Source organism: Bradyrhizobium diazoefficiens (genome assembly GCF_016616235.1).
Classification (GTDB): domain Bacteria; phylum Pseudomonadota; class Alphaproteobacteria; order Rhizobiales; family Xanthobacteraceae; genus Bradyrhizobium; species Bradyrhizobium diazoefficiens_H.
The window spans coordinates 1,710,791-1,731,428 of record NZ_CP067100.1 but is presented as its reverse complement, the minus strand read 5'-3'; the positions used below and the strand labels follow the sequence as shown (position 1 = coordinate 1,731,428).

18 protein-coding genes are annotated in these 20,638 nt (G+C 65.4%); 3 read left to right on the top strand and 15 right to left on the bottom strand.

The window, feature by feature from the left end; genetic code table 11:
* Window positions 1–203 precede the first annotated feature (203 nt).
* Window positions 204–2,171, top strand: a complete 1,968-nt coding sequence (locus JJB99_RS08225; protein ID WP_200498294.1) for a methyl-accepting chemotaxis protein — start codon at window positions 204–206, stop codon at window positions 2,169–2,171.
* Between the two features lie 2 nt (window positions 2,172–2,173).
* Here the strand turns inward: JJB99_RS08225 and JJB99_RS08220 are convergent, their stop codons facing one another.
* Window positions 2,174–2,854: a TetR/AcrR family transcriptional regulator gene (locus JJB99_RS08220; protein ID WP_200498293.1), complete on the bottom strand. Its 681-nt coding sequence runs from the start codon at window positions 2,852–2,854 to the stop codon at window positions 2,174–2,176.
* 105 nt (window positions 2,855–2,959) lie between these two features.
* Between JJB99_RS08220 and JJB99_RS08215 the strand changes: the two genes are divergently transcribed.
* Window positions 2,960–3,604 (top strand): glutathione binding-like protein, encoded by a 645-nt coding sequence (locus tag JJB99_RS08215; RefSeq protein ID WP_200498292.1) that lies wholly within the window; start codon window positions 2,960–2,962, stop codon window positions 3,602–3,604.
* Between the two features lie 44 nt (window positions 3,605–3,648).
* Here JJB99_RS08215 and JJB99_RS08210 read toward each other — a convergent pair whose 3' ends face one another.
* The 5 genes from JJB99_RS08210 to JJB99_RS08190 all read right to left on the bottom strand — a co-directional run bounded on the left by JJB99_RS08210 (window position 3,649) and on the right by JJB99_RS08190 (window position 10,652).
* On the bottom strand, window positions 3,649–5,307 hold the full coding sequence (locus tag JJB99_RS08210; RefSeq protein ID WP_200498291.1) for a hydantoinase B/oxoprolinase family protein: 1,659 nt from the start codon (window positions 5,305–5,307) through the stop codon (window positions 3,649–3,651).
* Window positions 5,304–7,394, bottom strand: a complete 2,091-nt coding sequence (locus tag JJB99_RS08205) for a hydantoinase/oxoprolinase family protein (RefSeq protein ID WP_200498290.1) — start codon at window positions 7,392–7,394, stop codon at window positions 5,304–5,306. The genes JJB99_RS08210 and JJB99_RS08205 overlap by 4 nt, the downstream gene beginning before the upstream one ends.
* 142 nt (window positions 7,395–7,536) lie before the next feature.
* A complete protein-coding gene (locus tag JJB99_RS08200) occupies window positions 7,537–8,358 on the bottom strand; it encodes an NAD-dependent protein deacetylase (protein WP_200500077.1) in 822 nt (273 codons plus the stop codon).
* 65 nt (window positions 8,359–8,423) lie between these two features.
* On the bottom strand, window positions 8,424–9,260 hold the full coding sequence (locus JJB99_RS08195) for an SDR family oxidoreductase (RefSeq protein WP_200498289.1): 837 nt from the start codon (window positions 9,258–9,260) through the stop codon (window positions 8,424–8,426).
* Window positions 9,261–9,332: 72 nt separating this feature from the next.
* On the bottom strand, window positions 9,333–10,652 hold the full coding sequence (locus JJB99_RS08190) for a solute carrier family 23 protein (RefSeq protein ID WP_200498288.1): 1,320 nt from the start codon (window positions 10,650–10,652) through the stop codon (window positions 9,333–9,335).
* 171 nt (window positions 10,653–10,823) lie between these two features.
* Between JJB99_RS08190 and JJB99_RS08185 the strand changes: the two genes are divergently transcribed.
* The gene (locus JJB99_RS08185; protein ID WP_200498287.1) at window positions 10,824–12,158 is read left to right on the top strand and encodes a dicarboxylate/amino acid:cation symporter; all 1,335 of its coding nucleotides are present in this window, start codon (window positions 10,824–10,826) and stop codon (window positions 12,156–12,158) included.
* Between the two features lie 229 nt (window positions 12,159–12,387).
* Here the strand turns inward: JJB99_RS08185 and JJB99_RS08180 are convergent, their stop codons facing one another.
* From JJB99_RS08180 to JJB99_RS08140, 9 genes are read right to left on the bottom strand one after another with little or no spacing between them, the layout of a single operon-like run.
* Window positions 12,388–12,735, bottom strand: coding sequence for a RidA family protein (locus tag JJB99_RS08180; RefSeq protein ID WP_200498286.1), 348 nt, complete (start codon window positions 12,733–12,735; stop codon window positions 12,388–12,390).
* A 15-nt stretch (window positions 12,736–12,750) separates the two neighbouring features.
* A complete protein-coding gene (locus tag JJB99_RS08175; protein WP_200498285.1) occupies window positions 12,751–13,872 on the bottom strand; it encodes an NAD(P)/FAD-dependent oxidoreductase in 1,122 nt (373 codons plus the stop codon).
* A complete protein-coding gene (locus JJB99_RS08170; RefSeq protein ID WP_200498284.1) occupies window positions 13,869–15,287 on the bottom strand; it encodes an NAD(P)/FAD-dependent oxidoreductase in 1,419 nt (472 codons plus the stop codon). The genes JJB99_RS08175 and JJB99_RS08170 overlap by 4 nt, the downstream gene beginning before the upstream one ends.
* Window positions 15,284–15,580, bottom strand: coding sequence for a (2Fe-2S)-binding protein (locus JJB99_RS08165; protein WP_200498283.1), 297 nt, complete (start codon window positions 15,578–15,580; stop codon window positions 15,284–15,286). Before JJB99_RS08165 ends, JJB99_RS08170 begins: the two co-directional genes overlap by 4 nt.
* Before the next feature lie 27 nt (window positions 15,581–15,607).
* On the bottom strand, window positions 15,608–16,804 hold the full coding sequence (locus tag JJB99_RS08160) for an NAD(P)/FAD-dependent oxidoreductase (RefSeq protein WP_246775170.1): 1,197 nt from the start codon (window positions 16,802–16,804) through the stop codon (window positions 15,608–15,610).
* An 8-nt stretch (window positions 16,805–16,812) separates the two neighbouring features.
* On the bottom strand, window positions 16,813–17,619 hold the full coding sequence (locus JJB99_RS08155; RefSeq protein ID WP_200498282.1) for an ABC transporter permease: 807 nt from the start codon (window positions 17,617–17,619) through the stop codon (window positions 16,813–16,815).
* On the bottom strand, window positions 17,616–18,491 hold the full coding sequence (locus JJB99_RS08150) for an ABC transporter permease (RefSeq protein ID WP_200498281.1): 876 nt from the start codon (window positions 18,489–18,491) through the stop codon (window positions 17,616–17,618). Before JJB99_RS08150 ends, JJB99_RS08155 begins: the two co-directional genes overlap by 4 nt.
* A complete protein-coding gene (locus tag JJB99_RS08145; RefSeq protein WP_200498280.1) occupies window positions 18,488–19,528 on the bottom strand; it encodes an ABC transporter ATP-binding protein in 1,041 nt (346 codons plus the stop codon). Before JJB99_RS08145 ends, JJB99_RS08150 begins: the two co-directional genes overlap by 4 nt.
* Before the next feature lie 27 nt (window positions 19,529–19,555).
* Entirely contained in the window at window positions 19,556–20,590 is a 1,035-nt protein-coding gene (locus tag JJB99_RS08140) for an ABC transporter substrate-binding protein (RefSeq protein WP_200498279.1), read from the bottom strand.
* Window positions 20,591–20,638 lie beyond the last annotated feature (48 nt).

Sequence of the window (20,638 nt, the reverse complement as noted above, 5' to 3'; positions counted from 1 at the left end):
CGTAGTACTGAACGACAAACCTTCGTCAAACTTCTCCCTGCGGTTATGGGTCCCTGCGTTCGCAGGGACGACGCCGTTGTTTTGGCGGGCTGCCCCGGGCACATAACAATCCGTCCCCACCGCCATCGCCCCCTGCCACGTTCACCCTCTCTTAGCGAGAATTTGATAGTCGTTCTTAACCAACGGTCAAGAACGAGAGAGACATGCGCGCGAGCCTCGGCCTCAGGATGCGGATCACGGTTGCGCTGGCGGTGACGGCGGCAGCGACTGCGCTGTTTGCCGTGCTGGGCGCGATGTGGATCATCGGTGGGATCATCGACCGCGCCGACCAGCGCGAGCTGCGCAGCCATTATGATGCACTTCTGTCGCGGATCGCGGAAGAGTCCCATCGCGCCGCCGCCATGAGCACGGTGGTGGCCGCGATGCCGGCGACGCAGGATGCAATGGCGAAGCAGGACCGCAACGCCCTGATCGGTCTGTTCGGGCCGGTCTTTGCCGCCACCAAATCGGAGTATGGCGTCGAGCAGTTCCAATTCCATGTGGCGCCGGCGACCTCGTTCCTGCGCGTGCACCAGCCGGCGAAATTCGGGGACGACCTCTCCGGCTTCCGCAAGACGGTTCTCATCGCCAACCAGGAGCGCAAGGTCGTGGTCGGCCTCGAAGGCGGCGTCGCCGGGCTCGGCATCCGCGGCGTGGTGCCGATCGCGCAAGCCGGCAAGCATCTCGGCAGCGTCGAGTTCGGTCTGACCTTCGGCCAGTCCTTCCTCGACGATTTCAAGACGAACCGCCATGTCGACATCGCCTTCCATCTCGCCGACGGCTCCAGCTTCAAGCTGTTCGGTGGCACGCTGAAGGGCAAGAGCTTCTTCGATGCGGCCGATTACGGCCGCGCCGCCGGCGGCGATTTCACGGTGCGGCAGGGCACGCTCGCCAGCACGCCGGTCGCCGCCCTGCTCGGCCCGATCAGGGACTTTTCCGGCAAGCCGCTCGGCGCGGTCGAGCTGGTGATGGACAATGCCGACTATGTCGCTTCCGCCGATCGCGCGTGGTGGCTTTCGCTCGGCATCGCCGCGCTCGGGCTCGCGCTGGCGGCGATCGTCGGCTATCTGATCGCCCGCAGCATCTCGCGCCCGATCCTCTCCATCACCAGCGTGATGCGCGAGCTCGCGGACGGCCGGCTCGATGTCAACGTTCCCGAAAGCCGAGCGAATGACGAAGTCGGCGCCATGGTAAAGGCGGTCGCGGTGTTCCGCGACAATGCCGTGAACTTCAGCAAGCTCCAGGCCGATCAGCTCGAGGCCAAGACGCAGTCCGAGGCGGAGAAACGGCGTGCCTTTGCCGCGCTTGCCGATAATTTCGAGGCGTCGATCCGTGACGTCGTCACCACGGTGTCCGCGGCCGCGGTCGAGATGGAGCAGACCGCGCGCTCGATGTCCGATATTGTCGAGCAGTCGCGGCAGCAGACCCGCAACGTATCGTCGGCGTCGGCGCTGGCCTCGGAGAACGTGCAGACGGTTGCGGCCGCCGCGGAGGAATTGTCCTCGTCGATGACCGAGATCAGCCGCCGCCTCGCGCATGCGACCGAAGTGGTGGGCAAGGCCGCCAGCGACGGCCGGCAGTCGAATGCGCGGGTGCAGAGCCTTGCGGACGCCGCGCAAAAGATTGGCGATGTCGTCTCCTTCATCAACGGCATCGCAGGCCAGACCAATCTGCTCGCGCTCAACGCGACGATCGAAGCGGCGCGCGCCGGCGAAGCCGGCCGCGGCTTTGCCGTGGTTGCTTCCGAAGTGAAGGCGCTGGCGACCCAGACCGCGAAAGCGACCGAAGAGATCGGCGCGCAGGTCACGGCGGTACAGGGCGAGACCACCGGCGCAGTGGACGGCATCCAGTCGATCTGCGCGACGATCCAGCAAGTCGACGAAATCTCCGCCGCGATCGCAGCGGCCGTCGGCCAGCAGGGCACGGCGACGCAGGAGATCGCGCAGAACGTCCAGCAGGCCGCGGCCCGCACCGGTGAGGTCTCGCAGAACATCGCCGGCGTCACCGCCGGCATCGCGGCGACCGGCACCGCGGCGGAAGAAGTGCTGGGCTCGGCGATCGAGCTGTCGAAGCAGTCGCAGCGGCTGCGCGACGAGGTCGACCGGTTCCTTGCGCATATCCGCGCGGCGTAGAGCTACTCTTTAACTCCCACCATCACATCGATCGCGCCCTTCACGATCGCCTCGAGCTCCTTGCGCGGCACGTGGGCGCGGGAGCGGATGGCGATGGTGTGGACGGTGGCGGAGGCGATCTGCGCCAGCGCGACGGGATCGGCACTCTTCGGCAGCTCGCCCTTCTCCTTGGCACGGCGGAAGCAGTTCGTGAAAGCCTTGTCGAGCCCGACAAGCCCGTCGAGCACCATGGCGCGGATCTCGGGATCGCTCACGGCCTCGGACGCCGCGGTCACCACCGTGAAGCAGCCGCGCGGGCCGGTGTCGCCGGACAGATAAATATCCAGCGCTGAAGCGTAGATGCGCTCCAGCCGCTGACGCAGCGGCATCTCCTGCCGGAAGATCTCGACCATGGAAGCGCCCGCCTCGTCGCGGTAGCGCTGATAGCTCTTGATGTACAGCTCGCGCTTGTCGCCGAAGGCGCCATAGAGGCTCGGCCGGTTCATGCCGGTGGCTTCGCTTAAGTCGTCGAGCGAAGTCGCGGCAAAGCCGTGCGTGCGGAACAGGTCGAGTGCCTTGCCGAGCGCGACATCCGGCTGGTAGGCGCGGGGGCGGCCGCGGCGCTTGGGTTGGCCGCGGCGCTCGGGTTGGCCGCGGCGCTCGGGCTCATTGGCAGCAGCTGGCGGCTTCGATTTTTGTACCATTTCGCAAATTAATCCTTGACCAGCGCCATATTATGCAAGATGGTACAAAAATCAATCTGGCCAGGTTGAGCGAAACCCAAAAGGAATTGCCCAAGGAGGCTACCAATGGATCTCTATTTCTCGCCGTTCGCCTGTTCCATGGCGAGCCGCATCGCGCTGTACGAAGCCGGCGCCGAAGCGAACTATCTCGAAGTCGATCCGCCGACCAAGAAGGTGCTGAATGACGGCACCGACTTCCGCACCGTCAACCCGATCGGCCTCGTGCCGACATTGCGCACCGACGAGGGCGTGGTGCTGACCGAGAACGCGGCGATCCTGCAATATGTCGCCGACCGCTTTCCGCAATCCGGTCTGGGCGCCACAGCCGGCATCGAGCGCACGCGGCTGCACCAATGGCTCTGCTTCATCGGCACCGAGCTGCACAAGGGCCTCTTCATCCCCCTGCTCGACCGCAAGGCGCCGCAGGAAGCCAAGGCCTATGTGCTGGAGAAGAACCTGTCGCGGCTCGATTATCTCGACAATTATCTGAACGGACGCGACTTCCTGCTCGATCATTTCAGCGTGGCGGATGCGTATCTCGTCACGGTGATCAACTGGACCATGGCAACGCCGCCGATCGAGCTTGCGAAATGGCCGAACGTGAAGGCCTATTACGACCGCCTGCGCCAGCGGCCGTCGATCGCCAAGGCGATCGCCGAGGAGTTCGAGCTGTACAAGGCCGAGCAGGCGCGGAAGAAGGCGGCGGCGTAACGTCAAGCATCGTTCCGGCCGACAAGGCCGGGACGACTTTTTCGTCAGCGAGCATAGCCGTAAAGCGCAGCCGCATTGTCGGAAGAGACCAGCCCGCTCTCGACGTCGTCCCTAACCGCGGCGCGATCTCGCTCCATGGGTCGGCCGATGCCGGCGCCGCCCGGCGTCATCACCACCAGCCGGTCATCCGGCGGCACCTGCTGAAAGCCCTTGCCACGCAGCTTCTGGCCGGACTTCAGGCCGACATAGCCGGCCTCGCCGTTCTGGCCGCCATCGCGGCCGCGCGGCGGATGATCGATGCGGTCGAATGCCGCGAGAATGTCGAACGGCGCATCGACACCGCTGCCGACTTCGATGATCTGGCCGAGGCCGCCGCGGGTGCGCCCCGCCCCGCCGGAATCCGGACGCAGCTCCTTGCGCCAGAAGATCAGCGGTGTCTGCGTCTCCGCGATCTCGACCGGCGTGCCGCGCACGCCGCTGGGATAGGCGGTCGCGGACAGGCCGTCCTTCGCAAAGCGCGCACCGGTGCCGCCATTCGACGTCACCGCCATCGAGAACCCGTAATTGCCGCCGGCACCGGACCGGGTCTGGCCGCGCACGTTGAGATTCCACAGGCAGGAGGTGCCTTCCGCCGGCACGCGCTCGGGAATGATCTGGCGCAGGCAGCCGAACACCACGTCGGGCAGCATCTGGCCGATGATGTGGCGCGAGGCGACCGGCGCCGGTTTTGGCGCATTGAGGATCGCGCCCGCCGGCGCGGACACGGTCAGCGGCGAGAGCGAGCCGGCATTGTTCGGGATCTGCGAGGCGACGACACAGCCGAGGCCGAACACGGTGTAGGCCGTGGTGTAGGACAGGGGCACGTTGATGCCGAACTTCGAAGCGGCCGAGGTGCCGTCGAAATCGACGTGAATGCCTTCGTCCGAGATCGTCAGCGTCGCCGCCAGCGTCACCGGCGCGTCATAGCCGTCGACGATCATGGTGTTGCGCCAGCTGCCCTTGGGCAGTTTTGCGATCTCGGCCAGCACCGCTTCGCGCGAGCGGTCGCAGATATAGTCGCCGAGCTCGTCGAGCGTGTCGATGCCGAACTCGGTCATCATCTCGACCAGGCGCTCGCAGCCGACGTCGTTGCAGCCGGCGAGCGAATAAGTGTCGCCTTCGGTGTCGATCGGCAGCCGCGTATTGGTGCGGATCATCGCCATCAACGTCTCGTTGACGACGCCCTGGTCGATCAGCTTCAGCATGGGGATGTAGAGCCCCTCCATGAACACGTCGGTGGCATCGGGCCCGAAGCCGATACCGCCGATGTCCATGAGATGGCTGGTGCAGGAGAACAGTGCGACGACCTTGCCGTCCTTGAAGCAGGGCGTGGTCACGACAAAGTCGTTGAGGTGACCGGTGCCCATCCAGGGATCGTTGGTGATGTAGGCGTCGCCCTCCTTCATCGTCGCGAGCGGAAAATGAGCAATGAAGTGCTTCACGGACTCCGCCATCGAGTTGACGTGGCCAGGCGTGCCGGTCACCGCCTGCGCCAGCATCCGTCCCCTAAGGTCGAATACGCCGGCGGAGAGGTCGCCGCATTCCCGCACGATCGGGCTGAAGGCGGTGCGCAGCAGCACCTGCGCCTGCTCCTCGACCACGGCGATCAGCCGGTGCCACATGATCTGAAGGTCGATCAGGCTCGCGCCGTTTGCCTTGCTCATGATCGGGCCGCCTTCCGTTCCATGACGATGCTGCCGGCACCGTCGATATGAGCGTCAAAACTTGTCGAGACGAAGGTCGAGGTCTCGTCCTCCGCGATCACGGCTGGGCCGGCAACGGTCGCGCCGGGCGCCATGTCCTCGCGGCGATAAAGCGGGATCTCGATCAGCTCGCCGGCACGGCCGTCGAAGAATCTGCGGCTGCCGGACGGATTGCCGGCGGGCTTGCGCGTAACGCCCGCGACGCGCGGTGGATTGCGCGCCTCGGTTGTCGCCAGCACCGACCAGCTCAAAACTTCGATCGCCGCGCCCGGGATCGACCGCTCGAACATCGCGGCGTAGTCGGCCTCGAACTTCTGGCGCAGGCCCGCGAGGTCGGCCGTGATCAGCCGCCGGTTCGGCAGCTCGACCGAGATCTCGTGACCCTGGCCGACATAGCGCATGAAAGCGGCCCGCCGTTCGCGCACCGGCGCACCAGCCGCACCGGGCTCGACCAGCGCCCGCGCCTCGGTCGCCATCTCCTGAAGCAGGTCGGAGACCGCTTCGGTATCGAAATCATCGAGCCGGACATGACGGCTGCGCACCAGCTCATAAGCGATGGGCGCCGCGAGGAAGCCGACCGCAGAACCGACGCCGGCATTCGACGGCACGATCACGCGGGAGACGCCGATCTTCTCGGCAACACGCGCCGCATGCAGCGGCGCAGCACCGCCGAAGGCGATCAGCGTATGCTGGCCGACAATCTCGCCACGCTCGACCGCATGCACGCGCGCCGCGCTCGCCATGTTCTCGCAGACGACCTCGTGCACGGCATAGGCCGCGGTTTCCGCCGACAGATCCAGCGGCTCGCCGACATCGCGCAGCAGGGCCTGTTTCGAAAGTTCTGCGTCGAGCTTGATCGTGCCGCCCGCAAAGGCGTCGGGATCGATCATGCCGAGCGCCACGTCCGCGTCCGTCACCGCCGGACGCTGGCCGCCGCGGCCATAGCAGGCCGGTCCCGGCTCCGACGAGGCGCTCTCCGGGCCGACGGTGACGCGCTTCATCGCATCGACATGCGCGATGGAGCCGCCGCCGGCGCCGATCTCGACCATCTCGATCACGGGGATGCGCACCGGCAAGCCCGAGCCCTTCAGGAAGCGCGCGGCGCGATCGACCTCGAACACGCGCGAGGTCTCGGGCTGGTATTTTTCGATCAGGCAGATCTTCGCGGTGGTGCCGCCCATGTCGAAGGACAGCACTTTGGTCTCCCCTAACCGCGCCGCAATCTGCGCGGAGAAGATCGCGCCGCCAGCGGGCCCGGATTCGACGAGCCGCACCGGAAAGCGCCGCGCCGTCTCGATCGAGGTGACGCCGCCGCCTGACGTGACGAGATAGATGGCGCCGCGGAACTGCTCGACCTGCAAGGCATTGGCCATGCGGGCGAGATAACCGTCGATCAGAGGCTGGACATAAGCGTTCGCGACCGCGGTGGAGGTGCGCTCGTATTCGCGGATTTCCGGACACACGGCCGATGACACCGTCACCGAGATTCCGGGCAGCTCCTCGCTGATGATCGCTGCCGCCCGGCGCTCGTGCTCGGGATTGGCGTAGGAGTGCAGGAAGGCGATCGCGACGCTCTCGACCCTCAGCTCACGCAATTTCGGCGCGAGTGCGCGCACCGACTCCTCGTCCAGCGGGAGGCGAACGGCACCGTGGGCGTCGATGCGCTCGGGCACGGTGAAGCGCAGATTGCGCGGCGCCAGCGGTTTCGGCTTGTCGATGCTGAGATCGTACTGGTCGTAGCGGCTCTCGGTTCCGATATCGAGCACGTCGCGGAAGCCGTCGGTCGCGATCAGCGCGGTCTTCGCGCCGCGGCGCTCGATGATGGCATTGGTTGCGAGCGTCGTGCCGTGAATGAAGACGTCGATGTCGCTGATATGCGCGCGCGCGTCAGTGAGGATGAGCCGCATGCCGTCCAGCACGGCCTGTTCGGGGCGCTGCGGCGTCGTCAGCAGCTTGCGGGTCTTGCGCACCTCGCCCACGTCCAGAACGATGTCGGTGAACGTGCCACCGATATCAACGGCAAGCCGCACCTCGGCTCCCTCAAGCATTCCAAATTCTCCGTGCTGGTCGTCAAGACTGGAGGCAAAAGCGCAGCAATTTCCATGCCGTGGACGGCAAGGACGATATACCCGCCCGGCTATTCTGCTTGGCACCTATGCAATAGGCAAGGCGCGTTCGCCGCCCGCGCGTTCAGAGCAGGAATGCAAGCGCCGTTTCGCAGCTCTCCTCGACCTTGAGCGTCAGGAGATCGTCGGCGCGGGTGCGGCCGAGATTGACGGCGGCAATCGGAATGTTGCGCTGCGCGGCCGCTTTCACGAAGCGGAAGCCGGAATAGACCATCAGCGAGGAGCCGACGATCAGCATGGCGTCGGCCTGTGCCAGATGGTCCTGTGCGGCGGTGACGACATCGCGCGGGACGTTCTCGCCGAAGAATACGACATCGGGCTTGAGGATGCCGCCGCAGGCTTCGCAAGGAGGCACGCTGAAGGACGAAAAATTGGCGTGCTCCAGATCAGCGTCGCCATCGGGCGCGTCCGCGGCATCGAGCGTCAGCCATTCGACATTGGCGCGGCCGAGCCTGTCCTGGAATTCGCTCCGCTGTGTCTTCCTCCCGCAGCCCATGCAGCGGACCAAGTCAAGTCGGCCGTGCAAATCGATCACCTGCCGGTGGCCGGCGGATTGATGCAGCCGGTCGACATTCTGGGTCAGCAGCATCCCGCAGCGACCGTTCGCCTCAAGCCGGGCCAGCGCATGATGCGCATCGTTCGGCTTCGCCTGGCCAAACCGCCGCCAGCCGATCAGGCTGCGCGCCCAGTACCGCTGGCGGGTGTGCTGTTCCGACATGAAGGCCTGGAAGTTCACCGGCTGGGTCCGCTTCCAGTTGCCGTGGCTGTCGCGATAATCGAGGATGCCCGAATTGGTGCTGCAGCCTGCGCCGGTCAGCACAAACAGGTTTTCGTGCCGGCCGATGAAATGTTCGAGCGGGGAATTTGCCAGCGGAGAGTTCGTCATGGCGCAGATGTAGTCTGCGCCGGCCGGTTTTGCCAGATCACCCACGGCCTGCTCGAAGCCCGCGGTTAGCTCGCCCAATTCTCCCTGAATTCCGGAAACAGCGTCAGGCCTCCGCAGGCATAGATGGTCTGGCCGGTGATGTAGCTCGCTTCATCCGAGGCGAGGAAGGCGAACACGGCGGCAATCTCTTCCGGGGTGCCGACGCGACCGAGCGGAATGTGGCTGGTGACGACGCCGCGCTTTTCGGGGTCGCCGGTCCAGGCCGCATTGATCGGTGTGTCGATGGCGCCGGGGCCGACCGCGTTGACGCGGATGCCGCGGCCGGCGAACTCGAGCGCCAGCGTGCGCGTCAGATTGGCCATGCCGCCCTTGCTGACGGAATAAGCGAGATAGCCGGGTTTGGGGATGATCTGGTGGACGCTGGAGCAATTGATGATGCTGCCCCCGCCGCCGCGCGCGACGAAATGCGCGAGCGCCTTCTGCGCGCAGAGCACGGCGCCGTTGAGATTGACGTCGATGATGCGGCGATAGGTCTCGATGTCGAGCGCCTCGCTCCGCGACTCCCGCTGGAAGCCGGCATTGTTGACCAGACAGTCGAGGCGCTTGAAACGCGCCAGAATCGTTTCGAACATCGCAGCGACCTCCTGCTCGTTGCTGACGTCGGCCTTAACGATGATATGGTCGAGCTTGCCGTGGCCGCGGTCGCTCGAGGCCGCTCGTGCCAGCGCCAGCGACTCCTCCGCCCTCTCGGGATGGTCGACATAATTGATGGCGACGGTCGCGCCTTCCTGGGCGAGGCGAATGGCGACGGCGCGGCCGATACCTTGCGAGGCACCGGTCACCAGCGCGTATTGGCCGACCAGGCGCGAGGCAAAGGTGGATGAGCGGTCAGTCTGTGGCATGAGCTTCCTCCGGGACATTTCATCATGGATGGAACAGGCATTTTGTTCCATCCGGCAGCGCATCGCCGGGATTCATTCCGCGCGGCGCGCGAGCGGCGAGGTCAGGATCTGGTAGAGGATGATGGCACCGAAGGTCGCCGTGCCGATGCCGCCAATCGTGAACGCGCCGAATTTGAGCGTGAGGTCGCCGGCGCCCGCGGTCAGCGCCACAGCGACGGTGATGAGATTTGCGGGATTGGCAAAGTCGACCTTGTTCTCGACCCAGATCCGCCCGGCCATCGCCGCGATCAATCCGAACAGCACGATCGAGAGGCCACCGATGACGGGTCCCGGGATCGACAGGATCAGGGCGCCGAATTTCGGCGAGAAGCCGAGCAGGATCGACACCGTCGCCGCGAACGCGAACAGCAGGGTGGAATAGACCTTTGTCGCCGCCATGACGCCGATGTTCTCGGCATAGGTGGTGACGCCGGTGCCGCCGCCGCAGGCCGCGACGATCGTCGCCAGGCTGTCGGCGAACAGGGCACGGCCGAGATAGGCATCGAGGCTGCGGCCCGTCATCGCGCCGACCGCCTTGATGTGCCCGAGGTTCTCGGCAACGAGAATGACCGCGACCGGCGCGATCAGGACGATCGCATCTGCCTGGAACGTCGGCGTGGTGAAGCGCGGCATGCCGATCCACGGCGCGGCCGAGAGTTGCGCGAAGTCGATCGGCTTGCCGAAGCCGAAGCCGTTCGCGAACAGCAGGTACAGAAGATATCCGCCGATCGCGCCGAGGATGATCGGCAGGCGGCGCCACAGGCCCGGAGCGGCAACCGCGATCACGCCGATCATCAGCACGGTCGCAAGCCCGATCCAGGTCTCGAACGCGTTGGCGCTCACCGCCTTGACCGCCACGGGCGCGAGGTTGAGGCCGATCGCGGCGACCACGGCGCCGGTGACGGCCGGCGGCATCAGGCGCTCGACCCAGCCGACGCCGGACCACATCACAATCAGCGCGATCACGCCATAGAGCACGCCGGCTCCGACGATACCGCCGAGCGCGACGGAGATGTTCGGGTTCGGCCCCTGCCCGGCATACCCGGTGGCGGCGATGACGACGGCGATGAACGCGAAGCTCGAGCCGAGATAGCTCGGCACGCGGCCTGCGACGATGACGAAGAAGATCAGCGTGCCGCTGCCGGAGAACAGCACCGCAACATTGGGATCGAACCCCATCAGCAGCGGCGCGATGATCGTCGAGCCCGACATGGCGACGCAATGCTGGAGACCGGAAACAATGGTCTGGCCCCATGACAGCCGCTCCTCCGGCATGATCACGCCCGAGGTCTTGAGCTTCCAGCGCGGGAAATAGCCCTGCCCCTGCTCGTCCGAGCTCGTTGTCATTGTCATGTTTCCCCCATTGCGGTGCAGCGATTGATCTTCGTGCGTTCCGACAAAAATGTGATTGTCGCTTCTGCGGCGGCCATCACATGATGCAAGACATATGCGATTCAAGTCCTGCAAAATTCAAATCTTGCAGGATTCAGACCTTGCAAGTCCAGTGCATTCCGGGCCCACGATATGACACAGATCGCGATCCAGACAGCCATCCATCATCGGCATCAGCCCTGGTACAAGATTCTCTATGTTCAGGTGCTGATCGCGATCGTGCTCGGGGTGCTGATCGGCTATTTCTATCCCGACCTCGGCAAGGCGCTCAAACCGCTCGGCGACGGCTTCATCGCGCTGATCAAGATGATGATCGCACCGGTGATCTTCTGCACCGTGGTGCACGGCATCTCCTCGATGGGCGACCTCAAGCGCGTCGGCCGGGTCGGGCTGAAGTCGCTGATCTATTTCGAGACCGTCTCCACCGTAGCCCTCGCCATTGGCCTGTTGGTCGGCGGGCTTCTCCAGCCCGGGCACGGCTTCAACATCGATCCCGCCACCATCGATCCGAAATCGGTGGCGGCCTACGTCACCAAGGCCAAGGAGGAAGGCATCGTCGCGCATCTGCTGGCGATCATTCCGGACAGCTATGTGGGCGCGATCGCGCGCGGCGACCTGTTGCAGGTGCTGCTGGTGTCGATCCTCTCGGGCTTCGCCATCGCCTTTCTCGGCAAGGCCGGCGAGCCGATCGCGGAGGCGATCGACAAGGCCGCCAAGATGTTCTTTGGCATCATCCGCATCATCGTGCGCGTGGCGCCGATCGGCGCCTTCGGCGCGATGGCCTTCACCGTGGGCGCCTACGGCCTCGGCTCGCTGCTCAACCTCGCCGCCCTGATCGGCACGTTCTATCTGACCAGCATGCTGTTCGTGCTGATCGTGCTGGGCGCAATCGCGCGGCTTTCCGGTTTCTCGATCCTGCGCTTCATCGCCTATATCAAGGACGAACTCCTGATCGTGCTCGGCACCTCGTCGTCGGAGACGGTGCTGCCGCAGATGATCCAGAAGATGGAGCATCTCGGCGCCTCGCGCTCGGTGGTGGGCCTCGTGATTCCGACCGGCTACAGCTTCAACCTCGACGGCACCAACATCTACATGACGCTGGCGACGCTGTTCCTGGCGCAGGCGACCAACACCCATCTGACGATCTGGCAGGAGCTCGGCATTTTGGGCATCGCCATGATCACCTCGAAGGGCGCTTCGGGCGTGACCGGGGCCGGCTTCATCACGCTCGCCGCGACACTCTCGATCGTGCCCGACATCCCGATCCAGTCGATCGCGATCCTGGTCGGCATCGACAAGTTCATGAGCGAATGCCGCGCACTGACCAATCTCATCGGCAACGGCGTTGCCTGCGTCGTGATCAGCATCTCCGAAGGAGAGCTCGACCGCGACGCGCTGCACGAGACCATGGCGCATCCGCTGGAGATCGGGGAGTCGCTGGAACCGGGCGGCAGCACGGCGTCGTAGGCGGCGCGCTGCGCAGACGCAGGACGGTTCCACGCGGTAGTTTCCCGGAATGGTCAATTGGTGCGGCGCGAGTCACAACGTCAGCGTTGGGATCACGGATCGATACTTCTTTTTTCAACCCGACGCGCTGGGGGCAGGGCGTCGGGTTTTTGTTGATCGCAGCAAGGAGCGACGCGGCGGGATTGGCGCGCCGACCTCGACGGGCAACTCCGCCTGTTGCGAGAGACGATCAGCTCTTGAGCGCGGTGACCACCACCTCGATCAGCGCGCTGCCGCCGAGATCGGCGACGCCGACGGTGGCGCGGGTCGGCAGATTGTCGCCGAAGAACTCGGTCCAGGCCGCGTCCATCTCCTTCTTCTTCGAAAGATCCGTGACGAAGATCGAGGCGCTGACCACGCGCGACTTGTCGGTGCCGGCTTCCTTCAGATAGCCGGCGATCTTGCCGAGGATGTTGCGGGTCTGCTCGCCCATGGAGGCCGAGGTGTCGTCGGCGATGGTGCCGCCGAGAAAGACGAAGCCATTGGCTTCGACGGCGCGGTGCATGATGGGCGTGCGGATGCTGCGGGTGATGCTCATGATGTCCTCTTGTTGCTAGAGCGTGGTGCGATGGAAGCGGTCGATGCCGAGATCGCCGATGCGGGTCTGGGTGCCGCCATTGACGATCAGCTCTGCCATCACGGCGCCGGCGCCGGGGCCGAGCTGGAAGCCGTGTAGCGAGAAGCCGAACTGGTGATAGAGCCCCTTGTGGCGGCTGCTCGGGCCGAAGACGGGAATGTCGTCCTTCATCTTCGCCTCGATGCCGGCCCACGCGCGGACGATCGTGGCGCTGCGCATCACCGGGAACAGCTCGAACACCGTGCGCGCGCTGATCGCAAGGCTCTTCCAATCCAGCACCGTCTCGTTGCGATCCTGGTACGGCGTTGCCAGATGGCCGCCGCCGATCAGCACGGTGCCGTTCTTGAACTGCTTGAAAGACAGTTTTCGGCCGCGCAGGATCACCACGGGATCGATGAAGTGCGGCACGCGGGAGGTGATCATCAGCATCGGGGCCACGGTCTCGACCGGCACCTGCTCGCCAAGGCTTGCGGCAATCTTGCCGGCCCAGGCGCCTGCGGCGTTGACCAGCACCGGCGCGGCGAAGCTCTCGCTGCCGACATCGACGTGCCAGAGGCCGTCACGGTGCCGGATGTTGCTGGCGGCCGCGCCTTCGCGCACAGTGGCGCCGAGCTGCTCCGCCTTGCGGCGAAACGCGGTCGTCGTCTGCGCCGGATTGGCGGCGCCGTCGCGGCGCGAGACCACGCCGCCGGGACAGGTCTCGGCCACTGCCGGCACGAGGCGCCGCAGTTCGGCGGCATCGATCAATTCCTCATGGGTGAAGCCGAGCGCATTGAGCTCAGCCACGCGCGCGCGGCAGATCGCGAGCTCCTCCTCGTTTTCTGCGACGAGCACCTGACCGTGACTCTCGAAGCTGCAATCGTCGTTGAGGAGATCGTTGATCTTCTCCCAGATCTCCATCGAACGGATCGACAGCGGGATCTCGGGAATGTGCCGCGCAAGCTGGCGGACGCCGCCGGCGTTGACGCCGGAGGCGTGGCGGCCGGCATAGTCCTTCTCGATCAGCACCGGCTTCAGCCCGGCGAGGCAGAGATGCAGCGCGGTCGAGCATCCGTGGATGCCGCCGCCAATGACGATCGCATCCACGTTTTGGCTCATCCGCGCACCACGGCCTTGATATCGGCGTCGCTCTTCGGGACGGCGGCGAGCTCGGCCAGCGTGATCGGCTTCACCGGCGCACGCAGCCGGTAATACCCGATCTCCTGCGGGGTCTTGCCGCGCGCCTGCGCCATCAGCTCGGTGACGGTGAGGCCGCAGAGCCGGCCCTGGCACGGGCCCATGCCGGTGCGGCGATACGCCTTGAGCTGGTTCGGTCCGGTCGCGCCGATCGCGACGGCATCGAGAATGTCCTTTGCGGTGATCTCCTCGCAGCGGCAGACGATGGTGTCGCCCACGGGAATGCGGAACTGCGGCGCCGGGCGGAACAGCGTGTCGAGGAAGACACGGCCGCGCTCGGCCTTGGCGAGATCGGCACGCAGCGTCGCCATGGGCGCGAGCTTTGCGGCAGCCGCGGGGGCCAGTGCTTCCACCGCGGCGCGCGCCGCGATGCGGCCGCGCACGACGGCGGCATTGGCGCCGCCGATGCCCGCGCCGTCGCCGGCGATTGCGATGCCGGCGACCGAAGAATTACCGCTCGCGTCCAGCACGGGCGACCAGCACAGTTGCAGATCGTCCCAGCGGTGCTCGATACCGGCCGCCATCGCCAGATTGACGTTGGGTACGACGCCCTGATGCAGTAGCAACAGATCGGCAGGAATGGTCTCGCGCTTACCGCCGGCGACATAGCTGACATTCGCAACCTGACCGTCACCGGACGCAGCGAGCTCGGCGACGCCGGACATGACCCGAACCTTCGCCTTCACCTCGCGCATCATCGACAGGCCCTTGGCGAAATAAGGCGAGGTCAGGAATGCGAAGGCGTGCGGCAGCGCCGCGAAATAATTGCCGCGCGCGGTCGTGTCGAGAATGCGGTCGATGCGGCCGCCGAGCCGCAATATTTGCGCGGCGAGCAGCCAGAGCAGCGGTCCCTGCCCCGCGATCACCGTGCGTCCGTCAGGCACCAGCGCTGATGATTTCAGCATGGTTTGCGCTGCGCCCGCGGTCATCACGCCCGGCAGCGTCCAGCCGGGGATCGGAAACGGCCGCTCCAGCGCGCCGGTCGCAAGGATCACGCGTCTTGCTTTGACGAAAGCCGAGGCGCCGCCGATCGAGACCGCGATTTCGAGGTTGCGGTCGAGGCTCCAGACCGTGGCACGATGGATCACCTCGGCGCTGCTCGCGCGCAGCGCCTGCACGAGATCGGCGCCGACCCAGTAATCAGCGCCGAGCTGGTTGCGATCGGTCACCGGGGTCGAGGCGATCGCGCGAAACACCTGCCCGCCGGGGCCGATGTTCTCGTCGAGCAGCAGCGTCGATAGGCCGGCTCCGGCAGAGGTCGCAGCGGCGGCGAGGCCGGCGGGGCCGGCGCCGATCACGACGACGTCGTAGGCTTCGCGCTTGGGAGCGACACTCATCTTCCGATCTCCCGCTTGCCCTTCTGGATCTCGATCTGCATGCCCTCGGCGACAGGCACGAGGCAGCCCTGGCGGTTGCCGACGCCGTCGATGGTGACGAGGCAGTCGAAGCACACGCCCATCATGCAGTAAGGCAGACGTGGCGCACCGCTCACCGCCGTGGATCGCCGTGCGTCAACGCCGGAGGCCAGCAGCGCGGCAGAGACGGTGTCGCCCTGCCGCGCAGCAACGGCCACGCCGCCGACGAAGATCTGCACCTGTGGACGTTTGTCCTGTTCGGATCGTCTAAACATGGGATGCCCCTTGGCTCCTTGATATCTCTAGTAGCCGCTGTTGTTCGCCGCGCCCGCGTCGCCGAAACGGCTGGCGGAAAACGCGCCAACCAGCTCCGGCTCGAGCGCGCCCTGCGTGACCATGCGCGCGATCTCGAAGGCATGGTTGGAAGCCAGCGTCACGCCGGAATGGCAGCAGGCGACGAAGGCGCCCGGATGCGTCTTCGACTGGTCATAGATCGGAAAGCCGTCCTGCGGCATGACGCGGATGCCGGCCCAGCTTCTCACCACGTTGAGCCGCGCGAGGTGCGGAAACATCCGCTGCGCGCGATCGGCCATCACGCCGCTGATCGAATGCTTCATCGTCCGCTCGTCGAGCTCGTCCTCCTTGCTGTCGCCGATCATCACCGTGCCCTCGTCGGTCTGGCGGATCGTCGTCAGCGGATGCGGCAGGAACGGCATGGTGCGCTCGGTCACCACGATCTGGCCCCGGGTCGGGCCCATCGGCGCGTAGAGACCGACCATCGGCGCCAGTGTCTGGTTGGCATTGCCCGCAGCGAGCACGATTTTCGCGGCGCGCAGCTCGCCCTTGGGCGTGGCCAGACGGAATTCGCCGCCGCTCTTGCTGATCGCCGAAACCGGACGCTCCGGAAAATAGTCGATGCCGAACGCCCTGAAGCCGGTGTGGAACGCGCGGAAGGTGCGCAGCGAATTGACGTGACCGTCGAGCGGACAATAGCTGCCGCCGGACACGTCCGGGCCGATCAGCGGCAGCGACTTCTTCACCTCGGACGCCGAGAGCATCTCCATCTTGTAGTCGGCCGCACCAACCTGGTTGTGCATGCGCTTGACCAGCTCGGTGCGCTGACCGAACTCGTCGTCGCCGAGCGTGAGATGGAAGCCGCCGTTCTGCTGAAGCGCAACATCGAGGCCGGTCTGTTGCTTCAGCTCGGACGCGAGCCGGCGCCACGCTTGCGACGCCTGCACGGTCCAGACGGTGTAGGCCGGCATGCCCAACCCCTTGCTCTGGACCCAGACCAGCGCAAAATTCGCGCGCGAGGCGCGCTTGGTGATGTCACCCTCGTCGAGCACGGCGACGCTCTTGCCGAGCCGGCCGAGACCCCAGGCAATGGCGGAGCCGAGCAGTCCGCCGCCGACGACAGCGACGTCATAGTCAGATTTTTGTTTGGACGCGTTTTCTTTACGCGAACCGGCGTCCACTTCGCTCGAAAACGCTTTCGACATGGGTTCTCCTATCGTCCCGCATCGCCCTTGCCGGCGAGCACACGGTCGAGCCCGTAGAAGCGATCGAGCAGAATGAGGGCCGTCATGGTAATCGCGATCACGCAGGCCGAGACCGACGTCACCAGCGGATCGATATTGTCCTGGATATAAAGGAACATGCGCACCGGCAGCGTTTCGGTGCCGGGCGCCGCAAGGAAGACGGTCATGGTGAGATCGTCGAAGGACTGGATGAAGGCGAGCGCCCAGCCGCTGATGACGCCGGGCAGGATCAGCGGCAAGGTCACGCGGCGGAAGAGGGTCCAGCCGCCGGCGCCGAGGGAAACCGCGGCCATCTCGACTGTCCGGTCCATGCCGGTCGCGGCCGCGAGCGTCAGCCGCAAGGCAAAGGGAAACACGATGATGACATGCGCGATGATCAGCGCGGCAAAACTGCCGCCGAGGCCGGCCGATGTGAAGAAGCGCAGGAAGGCGATGCCGAGCACAACATGCGGGATCATCAGCGGCGACAGGAACAGCGCGGCCAATGCATCACGGCCGCGGAAGCGATAGCGCGCGATGGCCAGCGCCGCAGGCACCGCGAACAGCAGCGCCACGATGGAGGACAGCGCGCCGAGCCCGAGGCTGATCCAGAACGCGTGGATGAACTCAGGGTAATTCGCGATCGCCCTGAACCAGCGCAGCGAAAAACCGTTGGTCGGCAGCGAGAGAAAACCTTCGGGCGTGAAGGCGACCAGGCAGACCACCAGGATCGGCGCCACCATGACGATGACGAAGATGGTGTGGAAGATCAGCGCGAGCGGGCCATTCCGTCTCATCGGAACACCTCCGCATAGCGGCGCTCGATCAGCGCGTTGCTGCCAACGACGATCAGCACCAGCGCGACCAGCAGCAGCGTTGCGACCGCCGCGCCCAGCGGCCAGTTCAGCGTGTTGAGGAATTCATCATAAGCGAGCGTCGCCGCGACCTTGAGCCTACGGCCGCCGATGATCGCCGGCGTCGCAAAGGCGCTGGCCGAGAGCGAGAACACGATGATCGCGCCGGAGAGCACGCCTGGCATGATCTGCGGCATGATGATGCGGCGGATGGTGGTGATCGGACCCGCGCCGAGCGACATCGCGGCGTTCTCGATCTGCGGATCGAGCCGCTGCAGCGCCGCCCACACCGAGAGAACCATGAACGGCATCATCACATGGGCAAGCGCGATCACCATGCCGGTTTCGGTGAACATGAAGGGAATGGGGAAACGGATCACGCCGAGCGACATCAGGAGCTTGTTGACGAGCCCGTTGTTGCCGCCGAACAGCAGCGCCCAGCCCAGCGTGCGCGCCACCACCGAGATCAAGAGCGGTCCGAGAATGACGAGCAGGAAGAAGCTCTTCCAGCGACCGCTCATGCGGTTGAGGATGTAGGCCTCGGGCGCGCCGAGCAATGCCGTGAGCAGCGTCGTCAGGATCGCGATCCGAAAGGTCCGCCCGAACATTTCGGCGTAATAGGGATCGGTCGCGATCTCGTGCCAGTTCTTGAGGATGAAGACCGGCTCGATGCCCTTGTACTGGCCCCAGTCGTGGAACGACAGCATCACGGTCATCGCCAGCGGAATCAGCAGCACGCCGATGAACAGTAACAAGGCGGGCGCGGTCAGCGCCCATGGCGCCCGCGCGCTGCGCTCCTCGGCGGCCGCGCTCATGCGACAGCCCTCGCACGCACGCTCATGTCCTCGGGCCGCCAGGTGAGGCGAACCGCCTCGCCTTCAGTCGGCTGCGCTCGGCCGTCGTTCTGGCGGATCACAATCGCCGGGCCACATTCGCTGTCGCACTGGAACAGCCAGTGATTGCCCTGAAAAATGCGCGTGACGATCTTGGCGCTGATGCCGGCATCGCCGAAGCAGATGCGCTCGGGGCGAACGCTGACAGTGACGGCGCCGTTCAGTCCAGCGGGCGCCGGTGCGCTCCAGGAGCCCGCCACCAGTCGCGCGGACGTGCCGGTCCGATCGATCGTTCCGGCAAAATCGTTGGTCTTGCCGAGAAACTGCGAGACGAAGGCCGAGGCCGGCTTTTCATAAGTCTCATGCGGCGTGCCGATCTGCTCGATCTTGCCCTGGCTCATCACCACGATACGGTCGGACAGCGACATCGCCTCGTTCTGGTCGTGGGTGACCAGGATCGTGGTGGTGCTGACGGTGCGCTGGATCTGACGCAGCTCGATCTGCATCTCCTCGCGCAGCTTGGCATCGAGATTGGACAACGGCTCGTCGAGCAGCAGCACGCTCGGCTTGATCACCAGCGCGCGCGCCAGCGCCACGCGCTGCTGCTGGCCGCCGGACATGCGGCGCGGATGGCGGTCTTCGTAGCCGGCGAGGCCGACCATCGCGAGCGCGGCGCGGACGCGCTCTGCCCGCTCGTTGCGCGGCACATTGCGCATCTCGAGGCCGAACGCGACGTTCTCCGCCGCGGTCATGTGCGGAAACAGTGCGTAGCTCTGAAATACGATGCCGAGCCCGCGCTTGGCCGGATGGATCGCGGTCAGGTCCTTGCCCTCGAGACGGATCGCGCCGCGGGTGGGGTCGAGGAAGCCCGCGATCATCTGCAAGGTCGTGGTCTTGCCGCAGCCGGACGGGCCGAGGAAGGAGACGAACTCCCCCTTGCCCACCGACAGGCTGAAGTCGTCAACCACAGTCTGCGCGCCGAACTGTTTGGCAACCCGATCGAGCTCGAGATAGGCCATGCGCTGTCTCCGCTACCGACAATCAGATCAGCGCTCGACCTCGCGATTCCAGCGCTTGGTCCACTCCTCGCGCTTCTCGTTGATGAGCGTCCAGTCCGGATTATAGAGCTTCGCCGCGCGCTCGCCGATCGGCGCCATCTTGCCGAGCTCCGGCGGCACCTTCAGCGATTTCAGCACCGGGCCGTAGCCGTAGTCCTTCAGCATCACCAGCTGGATCTTCGGGTCGAGCAGCATCTTGACGAAGCTCGAGGCCAGCGGCGAGGCGTTGGGCTTGGCGATCGGACACGCCGTGGTCAGCAGCGTCGCGGCACCTTCCTTCGGATAGACGAAGTCGACGGGGAAGCCAGTGTTGGCAAAGCTCTGCACGCGACCGGTGCCCCACACCGCGATCACGGCCTGGCCGGACTGGAACAGCTCGGTCATCTTGCCCGGCGACGGCTCATAGGCGAGCACGTTCGGATTGATATCGTTCTTGAAGATCTTGAAGCCGGGCTCGACGTTGGATTCGCCGCCGCCGTTCATCTTCGACAGCATCACCAGCGCTTCCAGACCATAGGTGTTGTTGATCGGCGGGATGACGAGCTGCTTGGCGTATTTCGTGTCCTTCAGGTCGTTCCACGAGGTTGGCGGCGCCCAGCCTTTGTCTTTGAACACCTTGGTGTTGTACATCAACCCGGTGGCGACGATGCCGATCGCAACCGCACGATCGTCCTTGAAGCGCGCGGCATCGTAGAGATCGGCCGGCAGACCCTCGAGCTTGCCGCAGAAGCCGAGCTGGATCGCCTGGTACATCGGGCCGTCGTCGACGATGGCGACGTCGATCTGCTGGTTGCCCTTCTGCGCCTGAAGCTTCGCCAGCGTGTCGGTGGAGTTGCCGGCGACGTACTCGACCTTGACGCCATTTTCCTTCTCGAAGGTCGGGATCACCTCGTCGCGGATGGTCTTCTCGAACGAGCCGCCATAGCCGGCGACGTAGAGCGTCTTTTGCTGGGCCGAGGCGGCTGAAGTGGCGGCGATGAGTGCCGCGATGCTGGCCGCTGTCAGAAGGCGAAAAGTCTTCATGTGGACCGATCTCCATACCGGGATGAGTTGACGTGCCGACGAGTCTCG

Bases quoted from the DNA above. Each gene is read 5' to 3' on its own strand.
- JJB99_RS08150 (WP_200498281.1), bottom strand. From the start codon at position 18,491: ATGAGCGCGGCCGCCGAGGAGCGCAGCGCGCGGGCGCCATGGGCGCTG.
- JJB99_RS08195 (WP_200498289.1), bottom strand. From the start codon at position 9,260: ATGCCACAGACTGACCGCTCATCCACCTTTGCCTCGCGCCTGGTCGGC.
- JJB99_RS08175 (WP_200498285.1), bottom strand. From the start codon at position 13,872: ATGAGCCAAAACGTGGATGCGATCGTCATTGGCGGCGGCATCCACGGA.
- JJB99_RS08185 (WP_200498287.1), top strand. From the start codon at position 10,824: ATGACACAGATCGCGATCCAGACAGCCATCCATCATCGGCATCAGCCC.
- JJB99_RS08190 (WP_200498288.1), bottom strand. From the start codon at position 10,652: ATGACAATGACAACGAGCTCGGACGAGCAGGGGCAGGGCTATTTCCCG.
- JJB99_RS08165 (WP_200498283.1), bottom strand. From the start codon at position 15,580: ATGTTTAGACGATCCGAACAGGACAAACGTCCACAGGTGCAGATCTTC.
- JJB99_RS08225 (WP_200498294.1), top strand. From the start codon at position 204: ATGCGCGCGAGCCTCGGCCTCAGGATGCGGATCACGGTTGCGCTGGCG.
- JJB99_RS08205 (WP_200498290.1), bottom strand. From the start codon at position 7,394: ATGCTTGAGGGAGCCGAGGTGCGGCTTGCCGTTGATATCGGTGGCACG.
- JJB99_RS08200 (WP_200500077.1), bottom strand. From the start codon at position 8,358: ATGACGAACTCTCCGCTGGCAAATTCCCCGCTCGAACATTTCATCGGC.
- JJB99_RS08220 (WP_200498293.1), bottom strand. From the start codon at position 2,854: ATGGTACAAAAATCGAAGCCGCCAGCTGCTGCCAATGAGCCCGAGCGC.
- JJB99_RS08145 (WP_200498280.1), bottom strand. From the start codon at position 19,528: ATGGCCTATCTCGAGCTCGATCGGGTTGCCAAACAGTTCGGCGCGCAG.
- JJB99_RS08170 (WP_200498284.1), bottom strand. From the start codon at position 15,287: ATGAGTGTCGCTCCCAAGCGCGAAGCCTACGACGTCGTCGTGATCGGC.
- JJB99_RS08155 (WP_200498282.1), bottom strand. From the start codon at position 17,619: ATGAGACGGAATGGCCCGCTCGCGCTGATCTTCCACACCATCTTCGTC.
- JJB99_RS08180 (WP_200498286.1), bottom strand. From the start codon at position 12,735: ATGAGCATCACCCGCAGCATCCGCACGCCCATCATGCACCGCGCCGTC.
- JJB99_RS08210 (WP_200498291.1), bottom strand. From the start codon at position 5,307: ATGAGCAAGGCAAACGGCGCGAGCCTGATCGACCTTCAGATCATGTGG.
- JJB99_RS08140 (WP_200498279.1), bottom strand. From the start codon at position 20,590: ATGAAGACTTTTCGCCTTCTGACAGCGGCCAGCATCGCGGCACTCATC.
- JJB99_RS08160 (WP_246775170.1), bottom strand. From the start codon at position 16,804: ATGTCGAAAGCGTTTTCGAGCGAAGTGGACGCCGGTTCGCGTAAAGAA.
- JJB99_RS08215 (WP_200498292.1), top strand. From the start codon at position 2,960: ATGGATCTCTATTTCTCGCCGTTCGCCTGTTCCATGGCGAGCCGCATC.